Source organism: Pseudomonas sp. LBUM1674, assembly GCF_059695635.1.
The window spans coordinates 1,686,969-1,706,954 of sequence record NZ_CP166779.1 but is presented as its reverse complement, the minus strand read 5'-3'; the positions used below and the strand labels follow the sequence as shown (position 1 = coordinate 1,706,954).

General features: G+C 60.9%; 19 protein-coding genes. 13 read left to right on the top strand and 6 right to left on the bottom strand.

Annotated elements, in window-relative coordinates; all coding sequences use genetic code 11:
- The first annotated feature begins 1 nt into the window (after position 1).
- Both ACA067_RS07970 and ACA067_RS07965 read left to right on the top strand, forming a co-directional pair.
- The gene (locus tag ACA067_RS07970) at positions 2-379 is read left to right on the top strand and encodes a hypothetical protein (RefSeq protein WP_497461289.1); all 378 of its coding nucleotides are present in this window, start codon (positions 2-4) and stop codon (positions 377-379) included.
- Positions 376-1,161, top strand: a complete 786-nt coding sequence (locus tag ACA067_RS07965) for an outer membrane protein OmpK (protein WP_497455880.1) — start codon at positions 376-378, stop codon at positions 1,159-1,161. Before ACA067_RS07970 ends, ACA067_RS07965 begins: the two co-directional genes overlap by 4 nt.
- A 133-nt stretch (positions 1,162-1,294) precedes the next feature.
- On the opposite strand, the gene ACA067_RS07960 is transcribed toward ACA067_RS07965, so the two are convergent.
- Positions 1,295-2,467, bottom strand: a complete 1,173-nt coding sequence (locus tag ACA067_RS07960) for a patatin-like phospholipase family protein (protein ID WP_497461288.1) — start codon at positions 2,465-2,467, stop codon at positions 1,295-1,297.
- 31 nt (positions 2,468-2,498) lie between these two features.
- The gene (locus ACA067_RS07955) at positions 2,499-3,431 is read right to left on the bottom strand and encodes a lipid A biosynthesis lauroyl acyltransferase (RefSeq protein ID WP_497461287.1); all 933 of its coding nucleotides are present in this window, start codon (positions 3,429-3,431) and stop codon (positions 2,499-2,501) included.
- Positions 3,432-3,548: 117 nt separating this feature from the next.
- Between ACA067_RS07955 and minC the strand changes: the two genes are divergently transcribed.
- The 9 genes from minC (at position 3,549) to ACA067_RS07910 (ending at position 12,859) form a co-directional block, all read left to right on the top strand.
- Positions 3,549-4,286, top strand: coding sequence for a septum site-determining protein MinC (gene minC / locus ACA067_RS07950; protein WP_497461286.1), 738 nt, complete (start codon positions 3,549-3,551; stop codon positions 4,284-4,286).
- A gap of 201 nt (positions 4,287-4,487) precedes the next feature.
- Positions 4,488-5,300, top strand: a complete 813-nt coding sequence (gene minD / locus ACA067_RS07945) for a septum site-determining protein MinD (protein ID WP_150765849.1) — start codon at positions 4,488-4,490, stop codon at positions 5,298-5,300.
- Entirely contained in the window at positions 5,300-5,554 is a 255-nt protein-coding gene (minE, locus tag ACA067_RS07940; protein ID WP_007944431.1) for a cell division topological specificity factor MinE, read from the top strand. Before minD ends, minE begins: the two co-directional genes overlap by 1 nt.
- Positions 5,555-5,734: 180 nt before the next feature.
- Complete coding sequence (locus ACA067_RS07935) at positions 5,735-6,370, top strand: RluA family pseudouridine synthase (protein ID WP_030131660.1); 636 nt, start codon at positions 5,735-5,737, stop codon at positions 6,368-6,370.
- Positions 6,371-6,403: 33 nt separating this feature from the next.
- Positions 6,404-7,507, top strand: coding sequence for a hypothetical protein (locus tag ACA067_RS07930; RefSeq protein WP_497461285.1), 1,104 nt, complete (start codon positions 6,404-6,406; stop codon positions 7,505-7,507).
- 75 nt (positions 7,508-7,582) lie between these two features.
- Entirely contained in the window at positions 7,583-8,872 is a 1,290-nt protein-coding gene (locus tag ACA067_RS07925; RefSeq protein ID WP_497461284.1) for a M18 family aminopeptidase, read from the top strand.
- Between the two features lie 173 nt (positions 8,873-9,045).
- On the top strand, positions 9,046-9,222 hold the full coding sequence (locus ACA067_RS07920) for a hypothetical protein (RefSeq protein ID WP_497461283.1): 177 nt from the start codon (positions 9,046-9,048) through the stop codon (positions 9,220-9,222).
- Between the two features lie 77 nt (positions 9,223-9,299).
- Entirely contained in the window at positions 9,300-11,456 is a 2,157-nt protein-coding gene (locus tag ACA067_RS07915) for a mechanosensitive ion channel family protein (protein WP_497461282.1), read from the top strand.
- 65 nt (positions 11,457-11,521) lie between these two features.
- Positions 11,522-12,859: an amidohydrolase gene (locus tag ACA067_RS07910; RefSeq protein WP_497461281.1), complete on the top strand. Its 1,338-nt coding sequence runs from the start codon at positions 11,522-11,524 to the stop codon at positions 12,857-12,859.
- 75 nt (positions 12,860-12,934) lie between these two features.
- Here ACA067_RS07910 and ACA067_RS07905 read toward each other — a convergent pair whose 3' ends face one another.
- Positions 12,935-14,608, bottom strand: coding sequence for a DEAD/DEAH box helicase (locus ACA067_RS07905; protein ID WP_064676602.1), 1,674 nt, complete (start codon positions 14,606-14,608; stop codon positions 12,935-12,937).
- A gap of 423 nt (positions 14,609-15,031) precedes the next feature.
- Here ACA067_RS07905 and ACA067_RS07900 point away from each other — a divergent pair, with 423 nt between their 5' ends.
- The gene (locus ACA067_RS07900) at positions 15,032-15,823 is read left to right on the top strand and encodes a crotonase/enoyl-CoA hydratase family protein (protein WP_497461280.1); all 792 of its coding nucleotides are present in this window, start codon (positions 15,032-15,034) and stop codon (positions 15,821-15,823) included.
- Positions 15,824-15,934: 111 nt separating this feature from the next.
- Here ACA067_RS07900 and ACA067_RS07895 read toward each other — a convergent pair whose 3' ends face one another.
- Entirely contained in the window at positions 15,935-16,690 is a 756-nt protein-coding gene (locus ACA067_RS07895; RefSeq protein WP_497461279.1) for a spermidine synthase, read from the bottom strand.
- 148 nt (positions 16,691-16,838) lie between these two features.
- Here ACA067_RS07895 and ACA067_RS07890 point away from each other — a divergent pair, with 148 nt between their 5' ends.
- A complete protein-coding gene (locus ACA067_RS07890; RefSeq protein ID WP_497461278.1) occupies positions 16,839-18,185 on the top strand; it encodes a class II 3-deoxy-7-phosphoheptulonate synthase in 1,347 nt (448 codons plus the stop codon).
- Between the two features lie 123 nt (positions 18,186-18,308).
- Here the strand turns inward: ACA067_RS07890 and ACA067_RS07885 are convergent, their stop codons facing one another.
- The gene (locus tag ACA067_RS07885) at positions 18,309-19,538 is read right to left on the bottom strand and encodes a winged helix-turn-helix domain-containing protein (protein WP_497461277.1); all 1,230 of its coding nucleotides are present in this window, start codon (positions 19,536-19,538) and stop codon (positions 18,309-18,311) included.
- Between the two features lie 67 nt (positions 19,539-19,605).
- Positions 19,606-19,845 carry a DUF1127 domain-containing protein gene (locus tag ACA067_RS07880; protein ID WP_497461276.1) on the bottom strand — a complete coding sequence of 80 codons (240 nt, stop codon included), beginning with the start codon at positions 19,843-19,845 and terminating at the stop codon, positions 19,606-19,608.
- Positions 19,846-19,986 lie beyond the last annotated feature (141 nt).

Below are 19,986 nucleotides of genomic sequence, written 5' to 3'. Positions count from 1 at the left end.
GATGGCCCGCAACCGCGCCTTAAACCTGTCGTCCGTGCGCTGTTGCGGGGCACTTGAGACCTGGCCAAGGAGTCAGTATTCTCCGCGGCCGCCCAAATCCGCTTTAAAAAAAAGCCCGGATTTAATTCCTGACCAGAAAGCCAACTTATCCCGGCTCTGGACGGTATCAAGGCCATCCAAAACCCCTCTCAATCGACTGTTTTCGAGCAGCCGAGCGGGAGTTTTTGTGCTTTGCGAAAGCCTTGGCGCAGCGCTTGCCAACAGCCCTGAAGCTGACCGATTGGACGATTTTTTACAGCTTGAGAAAAAGGCGCCAGACCAGAGCGCCGACCTTAGAAAAATAACGTGGAACACCTACTTTTTGGGAGCAACCGAATGAAACGTACGTGCACTAGCCTGATGCTCGCAGGATCCTTGCTGGCCGGTGGCCAGGCCATGGCCGGCGACTTGCTGCAATGGCAGAACAACAGCCTGACCTATCTGTATGGCAAGGACTTCCAGGTCAACCCGCGCATTCAGCAGACGGTGACCTTCGAACACGCCGATGGCTGGAAATACGGCGACAACTTCATGTTCGTCGACAAGATCTTCTACAACGGCAAGGAAGATTCCTTCGCCGGTGAGAACACCTACTACGGTGAAATCAGCCCGCGCCTGTCGTTCGGCAAGATCTTCGATCAGAAACTCGAGTTCGGCCCGATCAAAGACGTGTTGCTGGCCATGACGTACGAGTTCGGTGAAGACGATACCGAGTCGTACCTGATCGGTCCTGCTTTTGACCTGGCGATCCCGGGCTTCGATTACTTCCAGCTGAACTTCTACAACCGTCATACCGAAGGCGACCGCCCCGGTGACAATATCTGGCAGGTCACTCCGGTCTGGTCCTACACCATCCCGGTGGGCGATTCGAACATCCTGATTGATGGCTTCATGGACTGGGTGGTCGACAATGACGTCAACAAAAAAGGCGAATACCACGCCAACCTGCACTTCAATCCACAGGTCAAATACGACTTGGGCAAGGCGCTGAATCTGGGCGAGAAGCAGTTGTACGTCGGTGTCGAGTATGACTACTGGAAAAACAAGTACGGTATTGAAGACAGCCAGGGTTTCAAGACTGATCAGAGCGTGACCAGCTTCCTGGTCAAGGTTCATTTCTGATTCAGCGGCGTCTGCAGTGACGCCATCGCGAGCAAGCTCGCTCCCACAGTTGATCAGTGGTGATCACAAATAATGTGTTCACAGTAGATCGAATGTGGGAGCGAGCTTGCTCGCGATGGCCACGCCGCCGATCTCAAGCCGCAACCACAGATTCCGCCAACCCGAGAAACCGGGACAACTCATCCCGCTTGGCCAGCGCATCCCGCCGCCCCAGATCAATCAACTCGCTGCAATACCCCGCCTCGAACAGCAGATAACTCAACACCCCCGCCCCGCTGGTCTTGGTCGCCCCCGGCCCGCGCAGGAACAGGCGCAGCGCCGCCGGCAATTCCTGGCGATGGCGCGCGGCGATTTCGTCGATCGGCTGGCTCGGCGAAATCACCAGCACCTCTACCGGTGCCACGCCGAGCGCGCGGGTCGGGGTGCCGTCGGGCAGCAGATGACTGAACTGATTGAGACGCTGCAGCAACTCGATGTCGCTTTCCAGACTGTCAATGAACGTACTGTTGAGCATGTGCCCGCCGATCTGCGCCAGGGTCGGCTGCTGACCGGTGTAGGCGCGTTGCAGCGGCTGCTGCGGGTCGACACCCCGCGGATTGCCGCTGACACCCACCACCAGCACCCGGCTGGCACCCAGGTGCAGGGCCGGGCTGATCGGTGCCGACTGGCGCACAGCACCATCACCGAAATACTCTTCGCCGATTTTCACTGGCGCGAACAGCAGCGGAATGGCAGAGCTGGCGAGCAAGTGCTCTACGGTCAACTGTGTGGGAACGCCGATTCGTCGATGGCGCAACCAGGCGTCGATGGTGCCGCCGCCCTGATAAAACGTGACGGCCTGACCGGATTCGTAACCGAACGCGGTCACCGCCACTGCCTGCAGCTGCTTCTGCGCAATGGCCTCGTCAATACCGGTCATGTGCAGTTTGTCATTGAGCAACCCGCGCAGCGGCGAACTGTTGAGCAGGGCCACCGGAACCTGGGCACCGATGCCCAGCAGACTGTGACTGACAAAACGGCTCGCCTGACGGATCACCCCGGGCCAGTCGCTGCGTAGTACCAGGTGACTGCGAAAGCCCTGCCAGAACGCGGTGAGACCCTCGATGGCGCCGCGAAAATCCATTGCCCCACTGGCCAGGCTGACCGCGTTGATCGCCCCGGCCGACGTGCCGACGATCACCGGAAACGGATTGCTTGCACCCACCGGCAACAGCTCGGCAATCGCTGCCAGCACCCCGACCTGATAGGCCGCCCGGGCCCCGCCACCGGAAAGAATCAAGCCTGTCACCGGTTCAGCAGGACTCATGGCAACACTCCATGGCGCTCAAAGAGATCGATCAACCGCGTTTTGCGTACAGCTTGGGCTCGCCCGGCGGACGGCTCTTGAAGCGGCGGTGGGCCCACAGGTATTGCTGCGGGCATTCGCGCAACACGCCTTCGACCCACTGATTGATGCGAATGCAATCGGCCTCTTCGGTCTCGCCGGGGAAACCCTCGAGCGGCGCATGGATCACCAGTCGATAACCGCTGCCATCCGCCAGGCGCTCCTGGGTGAACGGCACCACCAGCGCCTTGCCCAGCCGGGCAAACTTGCTGGTGGCGGTGACGGTCGCGGCCTGAATGCCGAACAGCGGCACAAAGATACTTTGCTTGGCGCCATAGTCCTGGTCCGGTGCATACCAGATGGCCCGGCCGGCCCGCAGCAGCTTGAGCATGCCACGCACGTCGTCGCGCTCCACCGCCAGCGAGTCGTGGTTGTGCCGCTCGCGACCTAGGCGCTGGATGTAGTCGAACAACGGATTCTTGTGCTCGCGGTACATGCCATCGATGGTGTGCTGTTGGCCGAGCAGCGCCGCGCCGATTTCCAGCGTGGTGAAATGCACGGCCATCAGGATCACGCCCTTGCCTTCACGTTGGGCCTTTTGCAAATGCTCCAGCCCTTCGACATGCGCCAGTTTCGCCAGGCGTTCGCGCGACCACCACCAGCTCATGGCCATCTCGAAGAAGGCGATGCCGGTGGAGGCGAAGTTTTCCTTGAGCAGGCGCTTGCGCTCGGCAGCGGTCTTTTCAGGGAAACACAGCTCGAGATTACGCTTGGCAATGCGCCGTCGGTCGCCGGCCACGCGATACATCAATGCACCCAGGGCGCGCCCGATACCCAGTAATGCCGGGTACGGCAACTGGACTATCAGCCACAACAGCCCCAGCCCGCACCACAGCGGCCAGAAACGCGGAGAAAGAAATGCTGTTCGAAAACGCGGGCGATCCATTAAAGCTTCCGTCAAGACAGTGGCCGCGCATTCTACATCGTTCGACCCGGCTTGCGGCCCGCGGGCGTTCTCGTTATAAGTCTCGGCACTTTTAGTGACAAGCCGTTGTATGCCGACATGAGCAAAATCGATCCGCTAGACCAAGATCCCGTGTTCCAGTTGAAGGGCAGCATGCTCGCCATCACGGTGCTGGAACTGGCCCGTAACGACCTCGAGAACCTCGATCGGCAACTGGCCGCCAAGGTTGCCCAGGCGCCTAACTTCTTCAGTAACGCGCCGTTGGTGCTGGCCCTGGACAAACTGCCGCCCCACGAAGGCGCCGTCGATCTGCCCGGCCTGATGCGCATCTGCCGCCAGCACGGCTTGCGCACCCTGGCGATCCGTGCCAGCCGCATCGAGGACATCGCCGCCGCCATCGCGGTCGACCTGCCGGTGCTGCCACCGTCCGGCGCCCGGGAACGTGCGCTGGACCCGTACGAAGGCGAGGTGAAGAAAAAACCGGAAAAACCGCCGGAGCCGACGCTCAAGCCGACCAAGATCATCACGTCGCCGGTACGGGGTGGCCAGCAGATTTATGCCCAGGGGTGCGATCTGGTGGTGGTGTCGTCGGTCAGTCCGGGGGCGGAACTTCTCGCCGATGGGAACATCCATGTATACGGCCCGATGCGTGGTCGTGTGCTGGCCGGGGTCAAAGGCGACACCAAAGCCAGGATTTTCTGTCAGCAGATGAGCGCTGAACTAGTCTCAATCGCAGGCCATTACAAAGTTTCGGAGGATCTGCGTCGCGACCCTTTGTGGGGCTCGGGCGTGCAGGTCAGCCTGTCGGGCGATGTGTTGAACATCATTCGGCTTTAACGGATACTGCCGCATTTTCCAAGCATCTCTAAAACGTAGCGAATACGGCTCAAACGAAGTAGGAAAAAGGCTACAAGCAGTGTTTACCGTAAGTAAGTGCCGCTCTGAACCGGATTCCAGCCAAGGCTGTCCGACTGCAGTAGTTTTTCAAGAGATGTTTTTCAGGGGCTAAAAGTCCTTTTTCCTTAGGGGTGAAACACCTTGGCCAAGATTCTCGTGGTTACATCCGGCAAGGGTGGTGTGGGTAAGACCACCACCAGCGCCGCTATCGGTACCGGCCTCGCTCTGCGTGGCCACAAAACAGTTATCGTCGACTTCGACGTCGGCCTGCGTAACCTCGACCTGATCATGGGTTGCGAACGCCGCGTGGTGTATGACTTCGTCAATGTCGTGAACGGCGAAGCCAACCTGCAGCAGGCGCTGATCAAAGACAAACGCCTGGAAAACCTCTACGTACTGGCCGCCAGTCAGACCCGCGACAAAGACGCGCTGACTGTCGATGGCGTGGAAAAAGTCCTGATGGCGCTCAAGGCAGACTTCGAATTCGTCGTCTGCGACTCCCCGGCCGGCATCGAGAAAGGTGCTCACCTGGCGATGTACTTCGCCGATGAAGCGATCATCGTGACCAACCCGGAAGTGTCCTCGGTACGTGACTCGGACCGCATGCTCGGCCTGCTGGCCAGCAAGTCGCGCCGCGCGGAAAAGGGCGAAGAACCGATCAAGGAACACTTGCTGCTGACCCGTTACAACCCACAACGGGTCAGTGACGGCGAAATGCTCGGTGTCGAAGACGTCAAGGAAATCCTGGCGGTCACCCTGCTGGGTGTCATTCCGGAATCCCAGGCGGTACTCAAGGCTTCCAACTCCGGCGTGCCGGTGATCCTCGACGATCAGAGCGACGCCGGCCAGGCGTACAGCGATGCGGTCGATCGCCTGCTGGGTAAAACCGTGGAACATCGCTTCCTCGATGTCACGAAGAAGGGATTCTTCGAGCGCCTGTTTGGAGGTAGGTAATGAACATTTTTGACTTCTTTCGTGCCAACAAGAAGCCAAGTACCGCCTCGGTAGCGAAAGAGCGTCTACAGATCATCGTGGCGCATGAACGCGGCCAGCGCAGTACGCCGGACTACTTGCCAGCCTTGCAGAAGGAACTGGTGGAAGTGATCCGCAAGTACGTCAATATCGGGTCCGATGACGTGCACGTCGCTCTGGAAAACCAGGGCAGCTGCTCGATCCTGGAACTCAATATCACCCTGCCGGATCGCTGAGTCGATCAGACAGGAGCCACGGCGGTTCAGGGCCTTCGGGCCTTTGTAGGAGCTGCCGCAGGCTGCGATCTTTTGATCTTGTTTTGAAAGCAGAATCAAAAGATCGCAGCCTGCGGCAGCTCCTACAGGGGACAACGAAGGTTCTGAGCCGCCGTTGGCGTTTGTTACGAGGCTGTTTTAATGCCGTTGTCCAACATCCGCATCATCCATCAGGACGCCGCCGTACTGGTGGTGGATAAACCAACCCTGTTGCTCTCCGTCCCTGGCCGGGCTGACGACAACAAGGACTGCCTGATTACCCGCCTGCAAGAAAACGGCTACCCGGAAGCGCGAATCGTCCATCGACTGGATTGGGAAACGTCCGGCATCATTCTGTTGGCCCGTGATCCGGATACTCATCGCGAGTTGTCTCGGCAATTTCACGACCGCGAAACCGAAAAAGCCTACACCGCGCTGTGCTGGGGCCAACCGGAGCTCGACAGTGGCAGCATCGATCTGCCACTGCGTTACGACCCGCCGACCAAACCACGCCACGTGGTGGACCATGAGTTCGGCAAGCATGCCCTGACCTTCTGGCGCGTGCTGGAACGTTGCGGCGACTGGTGCCGCGTCGAACTGACACCGATCACCGGCCGCTCCCATCAACTGCGCGTGCACATGCTGTCCATCGGTCATCCGCTGCTGGGTGACGGGCTCTATGCGCACGAACAGGCCCTGGCCGCCTGGCCGCGCCTGTGCCTGCACGCCAGTATGCTCAGCTTCACCCATCCGCAAACCGGCGAACGCTTGCGCTTCGAATGCCCGGCACCGTTTTAAGCTTGCCGCTTCAGAGAAAGGATATTAATCCGGATGAGTTGTACTGATTTCCTGGCGTTACCCGTCGAAAAAACCCGACACCAGCTGCTTTACCTGATCTACGGCGACCATGACGTGTACCGGCGGGAAGCCAAGTTCAGTATTTTGACCGCGCTGTCCCACGCCACGAACGGCAAGCTGCCGAGCATCAGAATCCTTACGGATCGTCCACAGGACTATGCCGGCTGGCCAGTGGAAACCGTTACCCTGACCCAGGAAACCCTGACCCTGTGGCAAGGCGCAAACAGCTATCACCATCGTCGCAAGGCCTGCGCGATCGCCTATGGGCTGACGCTGGCGCAAAAGACCTTGTTCGTCGACACCGACACCTTGTTCACCCGCGACCCGATGCAGATCTTCGAGCGGATTGAGCCTGGGCACTACCTGATGGACCGGTTCGAATACGACTGGAAAGACGTCCACGAACGCCCCGACTATGTGAAGCTCGGCGGTTACCTGCGCGCGCATGGCATCACCGCGGATAACGGCTTCAAGCTGTTCAACAGCGGCGTGTGCGGCGTGACTGATCGCGACACGGCGCTGTTCGAAGCGTCCATCCGATTCATCGACGAATGGACCCGCGACGGCTTCGACATCCACACCATCGAGCAGATCGCCCTGTCGTTCGCCATGCACGGCAAGCCTGTGGCTGAGGCCAGGAAGTCCATCTATCACTACTTTGCGGATAAACGCTTTTTCCACGCGATGCAGGCGCTTTTCTTCTCCCTGCATGGCGAGGCGTTCAGTCAGCACCTGGTTGAACTGTGCCGTGATGTACCGCGTGCGAAACCCTTCCCTTCGGCCTGGCAGCGACTGAAAATAAAATGGAAGCTGCGTCACCAGAGCGGCCCGCTGAGAAAGGTCGGACGCGATCTGCTTTACGGCAGCGCGGCACCCGATCACCCGTACTACACGGCGTGCCGCCACGAGTGGTGGGAAAGTGCCTCGCGGGAGATTCTTCGTTGGGACCGCAGCCGTCAGAAAAAGCTGCTGGAGACGAAGCAGGGCTGGTCCGCGCAACTGCCCCGGCCCGAAAAGCCCGAGGATGAGCGGATCATCATGAAGTACCTGATAAAGCGGGTCGAGGCTGCGAGCTGAGGTGAGTGGTACACGTCATGCCCAAAGCCCCCGACCAATACGTTAAACTGGCTCCACTGCTGTCTGGAGCTACTTATGCGCGAAGAGTTGAACCAAGGCCTGATCGACTTCCTCAAGGCCTCCCCTACCCCGTTTCATGCCACCGCCAGCCTGGTACAGCGCCTGGAAGCGGCGGGCTATCAACGCCTCGACGAGCGCGAGCCATGGACCACCGAAACCAATGGTCGTTACTACGTCACCCGTAACGACTCTTCGATCGTCGCCATCAAGATGGGCCGTCATTCGCCGCTGCACGGCGGGATTCGCCTGGTTGGCGCCCACACCGACAGCCCCTGCCTGCGGGTCAAGCCCCAGCCGGAACTGCAACGCCAGGGCTTCTGGCAACTGGGCGTGGAAGTCTATGGCGGCGCGCTGTTGGCGCCGTGGTTCGATCGTGATCTGTCGCTGGCCGGCCGCGTGACCTTCCGCCGTGACGGCAAGGTCGAGAGTCAGCTGGTCGACTTCAAGGTACCGATCGCCATCATCCCGAACCTGGCCATTCACCTCAACCGCGAAGCCAACATGGGTTGGGCCATCAACGCCCAGACCGAGTTGCCACCGATCCTCGCCCAATTTGCCGGTGACGAACGGGTCGACTTCCGCGCCGTGCTCACCAACCAGCTCACCCTGGAGCATGGGCTGAACGCCGACGTGGTGCTGGATTACGAGCTGAGCTTCTACGATACCCAAAGCGCCGCGATCATTGGCCTGCATGGCGACTTCATCGCCGGTGCGCGCCTGGACAACCTGCTGTCCTGCTACGCCGGCCTGCAAGCCTTGCTGACGACCGAGACCGATGAAACCTGCGTGCTGGTCTGCAATGACCACGAAGAAGTCGGCTCCTGCTCCGCCTGCGGCGCCGACGGCCCGATGCTCGAGCAAACCCTGCGTCGCCTGCTGCCCGAAGGTGATGAATTCGTACGCACCATTCAGAAATCCCTGCTGGTCTCGGCCGACAATGCCCACGGCGTGCACCCCAACTACGCCGACAAACACGACGCCAACCACGGTCCGAAACTCAATGCCGGCCCGGTGATCAAGGTCAACAGCAACCAGCGCTACGCCACCAACAGCGAAACAGCCGGGTTCTTCCGCCATCTGTGCATGGCCGAAGAAGTGCCGGTGCAGAGCTTCGTGGTGCGCAGCGATATGGGTTGTGGCTCGACCATCGGCCCGATCACCGCCAGCCACCTGGGCGTGCGCACCGTGGACATCGGTTTGCCGACGTTCGCCATGCACTCGATCCGCGAGCTGTGCGGCAGCCATGACCTGGCGCACCTGGTCAAGGTGCTGAGCGCGTTCTACGCCTGCCGCGAGTTGCCATAGCCCCGTAGGAGCTGCCGCAGGCTGCGATCTTTTGATCTTGATCTTGATGCCAGGCTGAATGCTGAAGATCAAGGTCAAAAGATCGCAGCCTTCGGCAGCTCCTACGCCCATCACCTCCAGTCTCTCAAAAGCCACCTAGACTTTAACTACCCCTTCCGACAAGGCAGTCGCCCATGATCACGATGTCTTCGTTCCACGCCATGCTGATCCCGATTCTTGCCGGGATGATCATGCTGGCGATCGGTTTCAATTTTCGCGACAAGAACATTGGCGTGTTCGCGATGTGGATCGGCATGCTGACGATCCTCGCCACCGTGGTGTTCAAGATCCTCGCCAAACTCAACGAATAAATCCTCAACCCTGGCTCGCATTGATTTTGACGGGCTCGTACACTCGGTCGATCCGCTCATCCGAGGTTGACCGCCTAGTGTTCGCTCGTCTTTTTGCCCTGCCATCCCTTTTCCTCGTCTGCCTCATGACGCTGCTGCCGCTGGCCCCTGCCCAGGCGGTCGGTTTGCCGGGCTTGCTCGGCGGTTCGGCGAAATCCCAGCCAGAGGCGCAAGAACCCCTGGGCCAGTCCCTGGATGAAGTCATCAAGTCGCTGGAGAACGATCAGCAACGGATCCAGTTGCTGACCGACCTGAAAAAGCTGCGCGACGCCACCCTGAAAGCCCGGCCCACCACTGAAACAGGCGTTCTGGGCCTCATCGGCGGTACCCTGGCCAATTTCGAAAAACAGTTCTCCGGCGCCGACAGCCCGCTCACGCGCTGGACGCAAGAGTTCGAACTGGCCGAGGATGAACTGGCGGCGCTGGTGTTGCCGGCCAATGAATGGCTGCCGATCATCTTTGCCTTCGCCATGATCCTGATGATCTGGAGCCTGCTGGCCGCCGCGCTGATCTGGCTCGGGCACCGGGTGCGGATGCGCTTCGGCCTGACCGAAGAACTGCCGCAACACCCCAGGGCCCTGGACATGCTGCGCTTTGCCCTGCGCAAGCTCGGGCCGTGGCTGATCGCCTTGGTCATCACGGTGTATATGAGCTATGCCCTGCCCTCGTCGTTGGGCAAAAGCCTGGCCATGGTGCTGGCTTATGCGCTGGTGGTCGGTACCTGTTTCTCGGCGATCTGCGTGATCGCGTTTTCCGTGCTCGACGGCCCGCACCGCCACCGCGCCTTGTACATCCTGCGCCATCAGGCCTTTCGGCCGCTGTGGCTGATCGGCAGTTTCGCCGCCTTCGGTGAAGCCCTGGGCGACCCGCGCCTGGTCGCCAGCCTCGGCAGTCACCTGGCGCATACCGCCGCGACGATCGCCAACGTGCTGGCAGCGGTGTCCACGGGGTTGTTCATCCTGCGGTTCCGCCGCCCGATTGCCCATCTGATCCGCAACCAACCGCTGTCCCGACGCCTGACCCGGCGCGCCCTCAGCGACACCATCGATATCCTCGGCACCTTCTGGTACGTACCGGCGCTGGTGCTGGTGGCCATCTCGTTGTTCGCCACGTTCGTCTCGGCCGGCGATACCAGCACGGCGTTGCGCCAGTCGCTGATCTGCACCGTGCTGCTGGTGCTATGCATGGTCATCAACGGGCTGGTGCGCCGCCATTCCCTCAAGCCGCAGCGCAGCGCGAAGCGACATGCGCTGTACTCCGATCGCCTGAAAAGCTTCTTCTACACCCTTGCCCATCTGCTGGTGTGGCTGGCATTCATCGAGCTCGGCCTGCGGGTCTGGGGCCTGTCGTTCATCGCGTTCACTGAAGGCGAAGGCCATGAAATCAGCGTCAAACTGTTCAGCCTCGGCGGCACGCTGATTTTTGCCTGGCTGATCTGGATCCTCAGCGACACCGCCGTGCACCACGCTCTCACCCGCTCGCGCAAAGGCCTGGCCAACGCCCGCGCGCAGACGATGATGCCGCTGATCCGCAACGTGCTGTTCGTGGCCATTTTCATCATCGCGCTGATCGTCGCCCTGGCCAACATGGGCATGAACGTCACACCGCTGCTGGCCGGTGCCGGGGTGATCGGCCTGGCCATCGGTTTCGGTGCGCAGTCGCTGGTGGCGGACCTGATCACCGGGCTGTTCATCATCATCGAAGACTCCCTGGCCATCGACGATTACGTGGACGTCGGCGGCCACCTGGGCACCGTCGAAGGCCTGACCATCCGCACCGTGCGCCTGCGGGACATCGACGGCATCGTCCACACCATTCCGTTCAGCGAAATCAAAAGCATCAAAAACTACTCCCGGGAATTCGGCTACGCGATCTTCCGGGTGGCAGTGCCTTCGAACATGGACATCGATAACGCGATCAAACTGATGCGCGACGTCGGGCAGAAGATGCGCACCGATCCGCTGCAACGGCGCAATATCTGGTCGCCACTGGAGATCCAGGGGGTCGAGAGTTTCGAGTCGGGAAACGCGATCCTGCGCGCCCGCTTCAAGACCGCGCCGATCAAGCAGTGGGAAGTGTCCCGGGCGTTCAACCTGTCACTCAAGCGGCACCTGGATGAGGCCGGGCTCGATCTGGCGACGCCACGCATGAGCGTGCAAGTGATCACGGCAGGTGGCGGCCAGGTGCAGGAATAGCACTTGACTCCAGCACTCGAGTCACAGGCACTGAAGCCAAAAAAACAACAATCATGGAGATACCCATGCAGCTGACCCGCATTGCCCAAACCTGCTTGCTGACCCTGTTCGGCGCACTGGCCGGCCACGCCAGCGCCGATACACTGGAAGGCGCCCGCACCCACATCGCCGAACAGGCCAAGGCCCTGGAGCCCGAGCTGCTGGAAACCCGGCGCGACCTCCATGCCCACCCGGAACTGGGCAACACCGAACAACGCACCTCGGAACTGGTCGCCAAACAACTGCGGGCCATGGGCCTTGAGGTGAAAACCGGCGTCGCCCGCACTGGCGTGGTGGCCATCCTCAAAGGTGCCCTGCCCGGCCCGACCGTCGCGCTGCGCGCCGACATGGATGCGCTGCCGGTCAAGGAAGTCTCGGACCTGCCTTTCGCCTCGAAAGCCAAAGGCACCTACCTCGGCAAAGAAGTCGACGTGATGCACGCTTGCGGCCACGACGCGCACACCGCCATCCTGCTGAGCACGGCGAAAATCCTGACCGGCATGCGCGACACCTTGCCCGGCACGGTGGTGTTCTATTTCCAGCCGGCAGAAGAAGGCCCTAGCGATTTCATCCCCGACGGTAAAAACACCTGGGGCGCGAAAATGATGATTGAAGAAGGCGTGATGAAATCACCGAAACCGGACGCGGTATTTGGCCTGCACGTCTGGGCCGGCGTCCCCGCCGGCCGTATCGCCTATCGCCCTGGCCCGACCCTGGCCAGCTCCGATGACCTGCGCATTAAAATTCTCGGCAAGCAGACCCATGCCGGGCGCCCGTGGGACGGTATCGACCCGATCACGGTCGGCGCGCAAACCATCGTCGGCCTGCAAACCGTGGTCAGCCGCCGTACCGACATCTCGTCTTATCCGTCGGTGGTCAGTATCGGTACGATCAACGGCGGCACCCGCTACAACATCATTCCCGAGTCCGTGGACATGAGCGGCACTATCCGCTCCTACGACTACGCCATCCGCCAGAAGCTGCACGCCGACGTACGCCAGACCGTGGAGAAAATCGCCGAAAGCGGTGGCGCCAAGGCTGAAGTGACGATCATCGAGAAGTATGACCCGACGATCAACAACCCGGCACTGACAGAGAAAATGCTGCCGACCTTGCGCTGGGCGGCCAAGGACGACGTGGTGCAGGGGCCATTGGTCGGTGGCGCCGAAGACTTTTCCTTCTACGCCAAGGAAGCACCGGGGTTGTTTGTATTCCTGGGGGTCACGCCCAAAGACCAGGACATGAGCAAGGCGGCGCCGAATCATAATCCGGGGTTCTTTGTGGATGAGGCGGCGCTGGTGGTCGGCGTGCGGACGCTGGCGTCATTGGCCACGGACTATCTCTACGCCAACGCCAAACCCTGAATCAAAATCCAGGCATAAAAAATCCCCGAACCAGTCGGGGATTTTTTATGTTCGATCAATCAGCCCGGGAGCGGATCAATCTTCGCGATAGCGACGCAGCTTCAACTGCTTACCGGCAACGCGAGTGTCCTTCAGCTTGGTCAGCAGACGCTCCAGACCATCTTCCGGCAGCTCGACGAGGCTGAAGCTGTCACGCACCTGGATGCGACCGATGGCTTCACGAGCCAAACCGCCTTCATTCAGGATGGCACCCAGCAGGTTCTTGGCCGCAATACCGTCACGCGCGCCCAGCGCGGTACGGCAACGGGCACGACCTTCGGCCAATGGAACCGGAGCACGACGCTCACGATCACCACGGTCCGGACGATCACCGGTACGCTCTGGACGATCGCCACGCGGTGCGTTGTTTGGCACCAGTGGACGTTCTTTCTCGATTGCAGCCAGGGTCAGCGCCTGAGCGTTGGTGGCCTTGCGCAGCAGCGCAGCGGCCAGGGCACGCGGGGTGCAACCGATGTCGGCAGTCAGGCGATCCAGCAGATCACCGTGAGTCGATTCGGCATCAGCCACCAGCGGCGACAGGCTGTTGGTCAGTTTCTTGATGCGGGCATCGAGAACAGCTTGAGCGTCCGGCAGGCGAACTTCAGCAACTTTCTGACCGGTTACACGCTCGATCACTTGCAGCATGCGGCGCTCACGCGGAGTCACCAGCAGCAGTGCACGACCTTCGCGACCGGCACGGCCGGTACGGCCGATACGGTGCACGTAGGATTCCGGGTCGTACGGCATGTCAACGTTGAACACGTGAGTGATGCGCGGAACGTCCAGGCCACGAGCGGCAACGTCGGTCGCCACAACGATGTCCAGACGGCCATCCTTGAGGGATTCGATCACGCGCTCACGCTGGTTCTGGGCAATGTCACCGTTCAGCGCAGCGGCTTTGTAGCCTTTGGCTTCCAGGGCACTGGCCAGGTCCAGGGTCGCTTGCTTGGTGCGCACGAACATGATCAGGGCGTCGAAGTCTTCCACTTCCAACAGGCTCAATACAGCCGAGGTCTTCTGGTCAGCGTGAACCAACAGGTGAGCCTGTTCGATCGCGGTAACGGTCTGAGTCTTGGTCTGGATCTTCACGTGTTGCGGATCGCGCAGATGGCGTTCGGCAATGGCACGGATCGACTGCGGCAGGGTGGCCGAGAACAATACGGTCTGACGGGTCGCTGGCAAGGCCTTGAAGATAACTTCGAGGTCGTCCATGAAGCCCAGCTTCAACATTTCGTCGGCTTCGTCGAGAACCAGGTGGTTCACGGTCGACAATACTTTTTCGTCGCGACGCAGGTGGTCGCACAGACGGCCCGGCGTGGCGACAACGATCTGTGCGCCATTACGGATTGCTTTCAGTTGTGGACCCATAGGGGCGCCGCCGTAAACGGCCACAACGGTAACGCCCGGCATTTGCTTGGCGTAGGTTTCGAAAGCGGTTGCTACTTGCAGCGCCAACTCACGGGTTGGCGCCAGGATCAGGGCTTGCGGCTCGCGCTTGGCAGGATCGATGCAGTGCAGGATCGGCAGGGCGAACGCGGCGGTTTTACCGGTACCGGTTTGCGCCTGGCCAATCATGTCTTGGCCGGCCATGATGATCGGGATCGATTGCTGCTGAATAGCCGAAGGCTCTTCGTAGCCAGTCGCGATGACGGCTGCAAGGATATTCGGATTAAGATTAAAAGCGGCGAAGCCGCCGGTTTCCTGGGTCATGGGTCTGCCTCTAAGTGCATCCGCAAAGACCCATGCTCCAAAGCTGCGCATGCCGTGTAAGACTCAAGAGTCGCCCTGGCTGCTTTGTCGGCGGGGATTTGCGAAAACGAATGAATGAAAAAGATTCGTCAAGGAAGAGTTCGCAGTGCGAACGTGCAGCCGAAGCTGGCTTCGGGGAATTGCGCTACCTAAACGCGGCCCGGTTAAAGGCCGGCGCGCACTATACCGGAAATCGGCCAAAAAGGGAGCATTATTTGTCGGAAAACTGACGCATACACCGTTGTGTCACAGGCTTTGCGGATAATCGTGCAAGGGTCTATTTTTCAAAGGCCCCGGCCCTGCTGGCGATCGCGCTAAAACGGTTCATCCCGGGGCCGCAGACCGGCAGTCCGACGACCCCTTCCCACCCCGAGGAAATGCCCCATGAACCAGCCCGACCACAGTCGTGTTACCCGTGAACGCCGCGGTCATGTCCTGTTGCTCGGTCTGGATCGGGTGGCCAAGCGCAATGCCTTCGATCTCGACCTGCTCAATGAATTGAGCCTGGCGTACGGCGAATTCGAGGCCGACAGCGAGGCGCGGGTGGCGGTGGTGTTTGGCCATGGCGAGCATTTCACCGCCGGGCTCGATCTGATCAACGCCAGTGCGGCCCTGGCCGAAGGTTGGCAGGCACCGCCAGGCGGCTGTGATCCGTGGGGGGTGTTTGCCGGGCCCAGGGTGAGCAAACCGGTGATCGTCGCCGCGCAAGGTTATTGCCTGACCATTGGTATCGAACTGATGCTGGCCGCTGATATCAACCTGTGCGCGAGCAACACTCGCTTCGCCCAGAAAGAAGTGCAGCGCGGCATTTTCCCGTTCGGCGGCGCGACGTTGCGCCTGCATCAAGTCGCGGGCTGGGGCAATGCCATGCGTTGGCTGCTGACCGGCGATGAATTCGACGCCCATGACGCCTTGCATCTGGGGCTGGTGCAGGAAGTCATGGCCAGTGAGGATTTACTGCCGCGAGCGCTTGAACTGGCGGAGCGGATTGCCCGGCAGGCGCCGCTTGGGGTGCAGGCGACGTTGATGTCGGCCCGGCAGGCGCGTTACGAAGGAGAAACGGCAGCAGCGCAGGGATTGCCGGCGCTGGTGAAGAAGTTGCTGGCCAGTGAGGATGCCAAAGAAGGTGTGCGGTCGATGGTCGAGAAGCGGCCTGGCATCTTCAAAGGGGTTTGAGATTTGTATTGGCAGATAGATCGCCATCGCGAGCAGGCTCGCTCCCACAGTTGAACCGCAATTCCATGTGGGAGCGAGCTTGCTCGCGATGGGGCCATTACAGACGACAACTCATGTCGCCGGGCGGATGGCCTTGATCAGCGACTGCAACGAATACCCCAACCGCGGCGCCAGCCCTTCGGCCCGGGCCATCAGCCCGTCCATGTCCAGTTCCTGATCCAGCTCCGAAGGCACCAGCAGAATCACATTGCCCTCCTTCACCGGCAGTTCCCAGTAATGCCGGTGATAAAGCCCGCGCAACAACGCCGCGCCCAACGGCTTGCCGTCATCGGTCGCCCACTGGTTGATCACCAGCCAGCCCCCCGGGTTCAGGCGCTTCTGACAGTTCTCCAGGAAACTCCACGCCAGATGCCCGACACCCGGACCGACGTCGGTATAGAGGTCGACGAAAATCAGGTCCGCCGGTTCCGCCGACTCCAGCAGCTCCAGCGCATCGCCGACGCGGATATACAGGCGCGGATCGTCATCCAGCCCAAGGTATTCGATGGCCAGGCGCGGCACGTCGGGGCGCAGTTCGATGGCTTCGACGTCTTCCAACGGCAGGAATTTGAGACAGGCCTGGGTCAAGGTACCGGCGCCCAGTCCGAGGAACAGCGCGTTTTCCGGCTGTTCGTGGCACAGCGCGCCGATCAGCATCGCCCGGGTGTAATCGTATTCGAGCCAACTGGGGTCCGCGGTGAACACGCAGCTTTGCTCGATGGCATCACCGAACTCGAGAAAACGGTAATCGGCCACTTCCAGCACGCGAATCACGCCGAACTCATCCTGTACCTCGGCGAGCAGATGCTCGACGCGCTCCTCAGTCATCTTGTCTCCTGATCGTCGCCCGGCAGGCAACACATTGAAACCGCGGCGTGGCGCGGCAAAGGGGCGATTGTCCGCGAAGCGACGGGAACAGGTCACGCACTAATTGCTGATAACATGACAGTCCGAGCGTAAAACACTAGAGACCGCGATGAGCCAACCCTGGAGTCCTGACAGCTGGCGCGCCCTGCCGATCCAGCAACAACCCCGTTACCCCGACGCCGCCCATTTGCAGCATGTCGAGCAAACGCTGGCCAGTTATCCGCCGCTGGTGTTTGCCGGTGAAGCCCGGGAGTTGCGCCGTCAGTTTGCCGAAGTGACCCAAGGACGCGCGTTTCTGCTGCAGGGCGGCGACTGCGCCGAAAGCTTCGCCGAGTTCTCCGCTGCGAAAATCCGCGACACCTTTAAAGTGCTGCTGCAAATGGCGATCGTCATGACCTTTGCTGCCGGTTGCCCGGTGGTGAAGGTCGGGCGCATGGCCGGGCAGTTCGCCAAACCGCGGTCGGCCAATGACGAAACCATCGATGGCGTCACCCTGCCGGCCTATCGGGGCGACATCGTCAACGGCATCGGTTTCGACGAAAAAAGCCGCGTGCCGGACCCGGAGCGCCTGCTGCAGTCCTATCACCAGTCCACCGCGACCCTGAACCTGTTGCGCGCCTTTGCCCAGGGCGGTTTTGCCGACCTGCATCAGGTGCACAAATGGAACCTGGACTTCATCGCCAACTCGGCACTGGCTGAAAAGTACAGCCATCTGGCCGATCGCATCGATGAAACCCTGGCGTTCATGCGCGCCTGTGGCATGGACGGTTCGCCGCAATTGCGCGAAACCAGTTTCTTCACGGCCCACGAAGCGCTGCTGCTGAACTACGAAGAAGCCTTCGTCCGTCGCGACAGCCTGACCAACGATTACTACGATTGCTCGGCGCACATGCTGTGGATCGGCGACCGCACCCGTCAGCTGGATGGCGCTCATGTCGAATTCCTGCGCGGGGTGAACAACCCGATCGGGGTCAAGGTCGGCCCCAGCATGAACCCTGACGACTTGATCCGCCTGATCGACGTGCTCAACCCGGACAACGATCCGGGGCGCCTGAACCTGATTGCGCGGATGGGCGCGAACAAGGTCGGCGATCACTTGCCGCAACTGATCGGCGCGGTGCAGCGTGAAGGCAAGCAGGTGCTCTGGAGTTGCGACCCGATGCACGGCAACACCATCAAGGCCAGCAGCGGCTACAAGACCCGCGATTTTGCGCAGATCCTTGGCGAAGTGAAGCAGTTCTTCCAGGTTCACGAAGCGCAAGGCAGTTATGCCGGCGGTATTCACATCGAAATGACCGGGCAGAATGTGACCGAGTGCATCGGTGGGGCACGGCCGATTACCGAAGATGGGTTGTCGGATCGGTATCACACCCATTGCGACCCGCGGATGAATGCCGATCAGTCACTGGAATTGGCGTTTTTGATTGCCGAGACGTTGAAGCAGGTCCGGCGGTGAGTCAGTAAGTCTTTGGTTGCCTGATACACCGCCATCGCGAGCAAGCTCGCTCCCACAGTTGACCGAGTGGCCCAGACGGACGCGGTCAACTGTGGGAGCGAGCTTGCTCGCGATGGCGTCGGTTCAGTCACCACTGAATTGAGCCAATGCCACCCGCAACCGCGCCGCACTCGCCCGCGGACAATTCAATTGAACCTGCTCCAGCCCCAACCAATCCGCCATGCGCCGCAGATTGACCGCCAACGCCAGCATCCCCTCCTCGTCCAGCCCCGACTCTTCCTCATGCACGGCGTGCACCGCCAGCCTGCCCAGCGCCCGTTCAGCGCGCAAGTCTACTCGTGCGGCTATTCGCTCGTTGTGCAAGAACGGCAACACGTAGTAGCCATAGACCCGCTTGTGCTGGGGCGTGTAAATCTCCAGCCGGTAGCGAAAATCGAACAGCCGCTCGGTACGGCTGCGCTCCCAGATCAGTGAATCGAAGGGCGACAACAGCGCACTGGCCTCGACCTTGCGCGGCACCTTTGGCTCCGGCAGGCAGAACGCCGGTTGGCGCCAGCCCTGAACCTCGCAGGTCAGCAAGTCACCGGACTCGACCAACTCCGCCAGCCGCGGTCGACTGTCTGCCGGACCCAGGCGAAAATAGTCGCGCAGGTCTTTTTCCGTACCGACACCCAAGGCTGTTGCGGCGTGCAGCAACAAACCCCGCTGCGCCTCGACTTCCGAGAGCAGAGGCTGATGCAGAATCGCCGAAGGAATCACCCGCTCCGGCAAATCATACAGCCGCTCGAACCCGCGCCGCCCGGCCACGGTCACTTCACCGGCGGCGAACAACCATTCCAGTGCATGCTTTTCCGCGCTCCAGTCCCACCAGGGCCCTGCCCGCACCTGACGGGTCGACAGGCTCCCGGCCCCCAGCGCGCCAAGCGCCTGAACCGAGGCCAGCACCCGGCGTATCGTGTCCTGCCGCTCACGGCCGAAACGCGCCAGTTGCTGATAGATGTCTTCGCCACGGCTCGCGCGCAGCATGCGCCAACGCATCAACGGGTACATCGACAGGGGCAGCAGCGAGGCTTCATGCCCCCAATATTCGAACAGCGTGCGTTGCCGGCCCTGACCCCAGGCAGCCTGGTCGAGCAAATCATGTGAGTAATGGCCGAGGCGGGAGAACAGGGGCAGGTAGTGCGAACGCACCAACGCGTTGACCGAGTCGATCTGCACCGTACCCAGACGCTCGATCAATCGATTGATCCTGGCCGACTTGACCGGCGCTGGCGACTGACGCCCGGTAAAACCTTGGGCGGTCAGTGCCAGGCGCCTGGCCTGTTTCAAGGAAAAGCTCGAGGAAGTGGACATTCAACGGCTCATGGCGAGGTCTGTTCCCACCTTAGCGACCTGCGCATAAAATGCCAGCGTCGCCGCGTCATCGCTTGAGCGGATCGTCCCAGAACGGCCGGGACGACTCCAAGATGACGTCAGCCCGACTCAAGCCGATATCGCGCAGACAGTCATCGCTCAAGCGCGCCAGATCGGCGCGATCCCTGCTCAGTTGTCGCCAGCGCATCAGTTGCGCCGTTGCCCTGGAGAGTGGCAGGCCGACCCTGCCCAATCCATGGCTCAATGCCTGTAACGTGCTGCGCCTTGCAATAATCGATCGTTCCATGATGATGCTCCTCAGCGTCGAGGCGGCAGTCTTGGCCAGGTGTCGGGCAGGCTCCAGCGAATGTCTATGACCGTCTGTTTCAGGTCGCCACGAACCCCATTTCAGGGGCTTGCGCCTCAATCATGGGGTTGTGACCAGGGA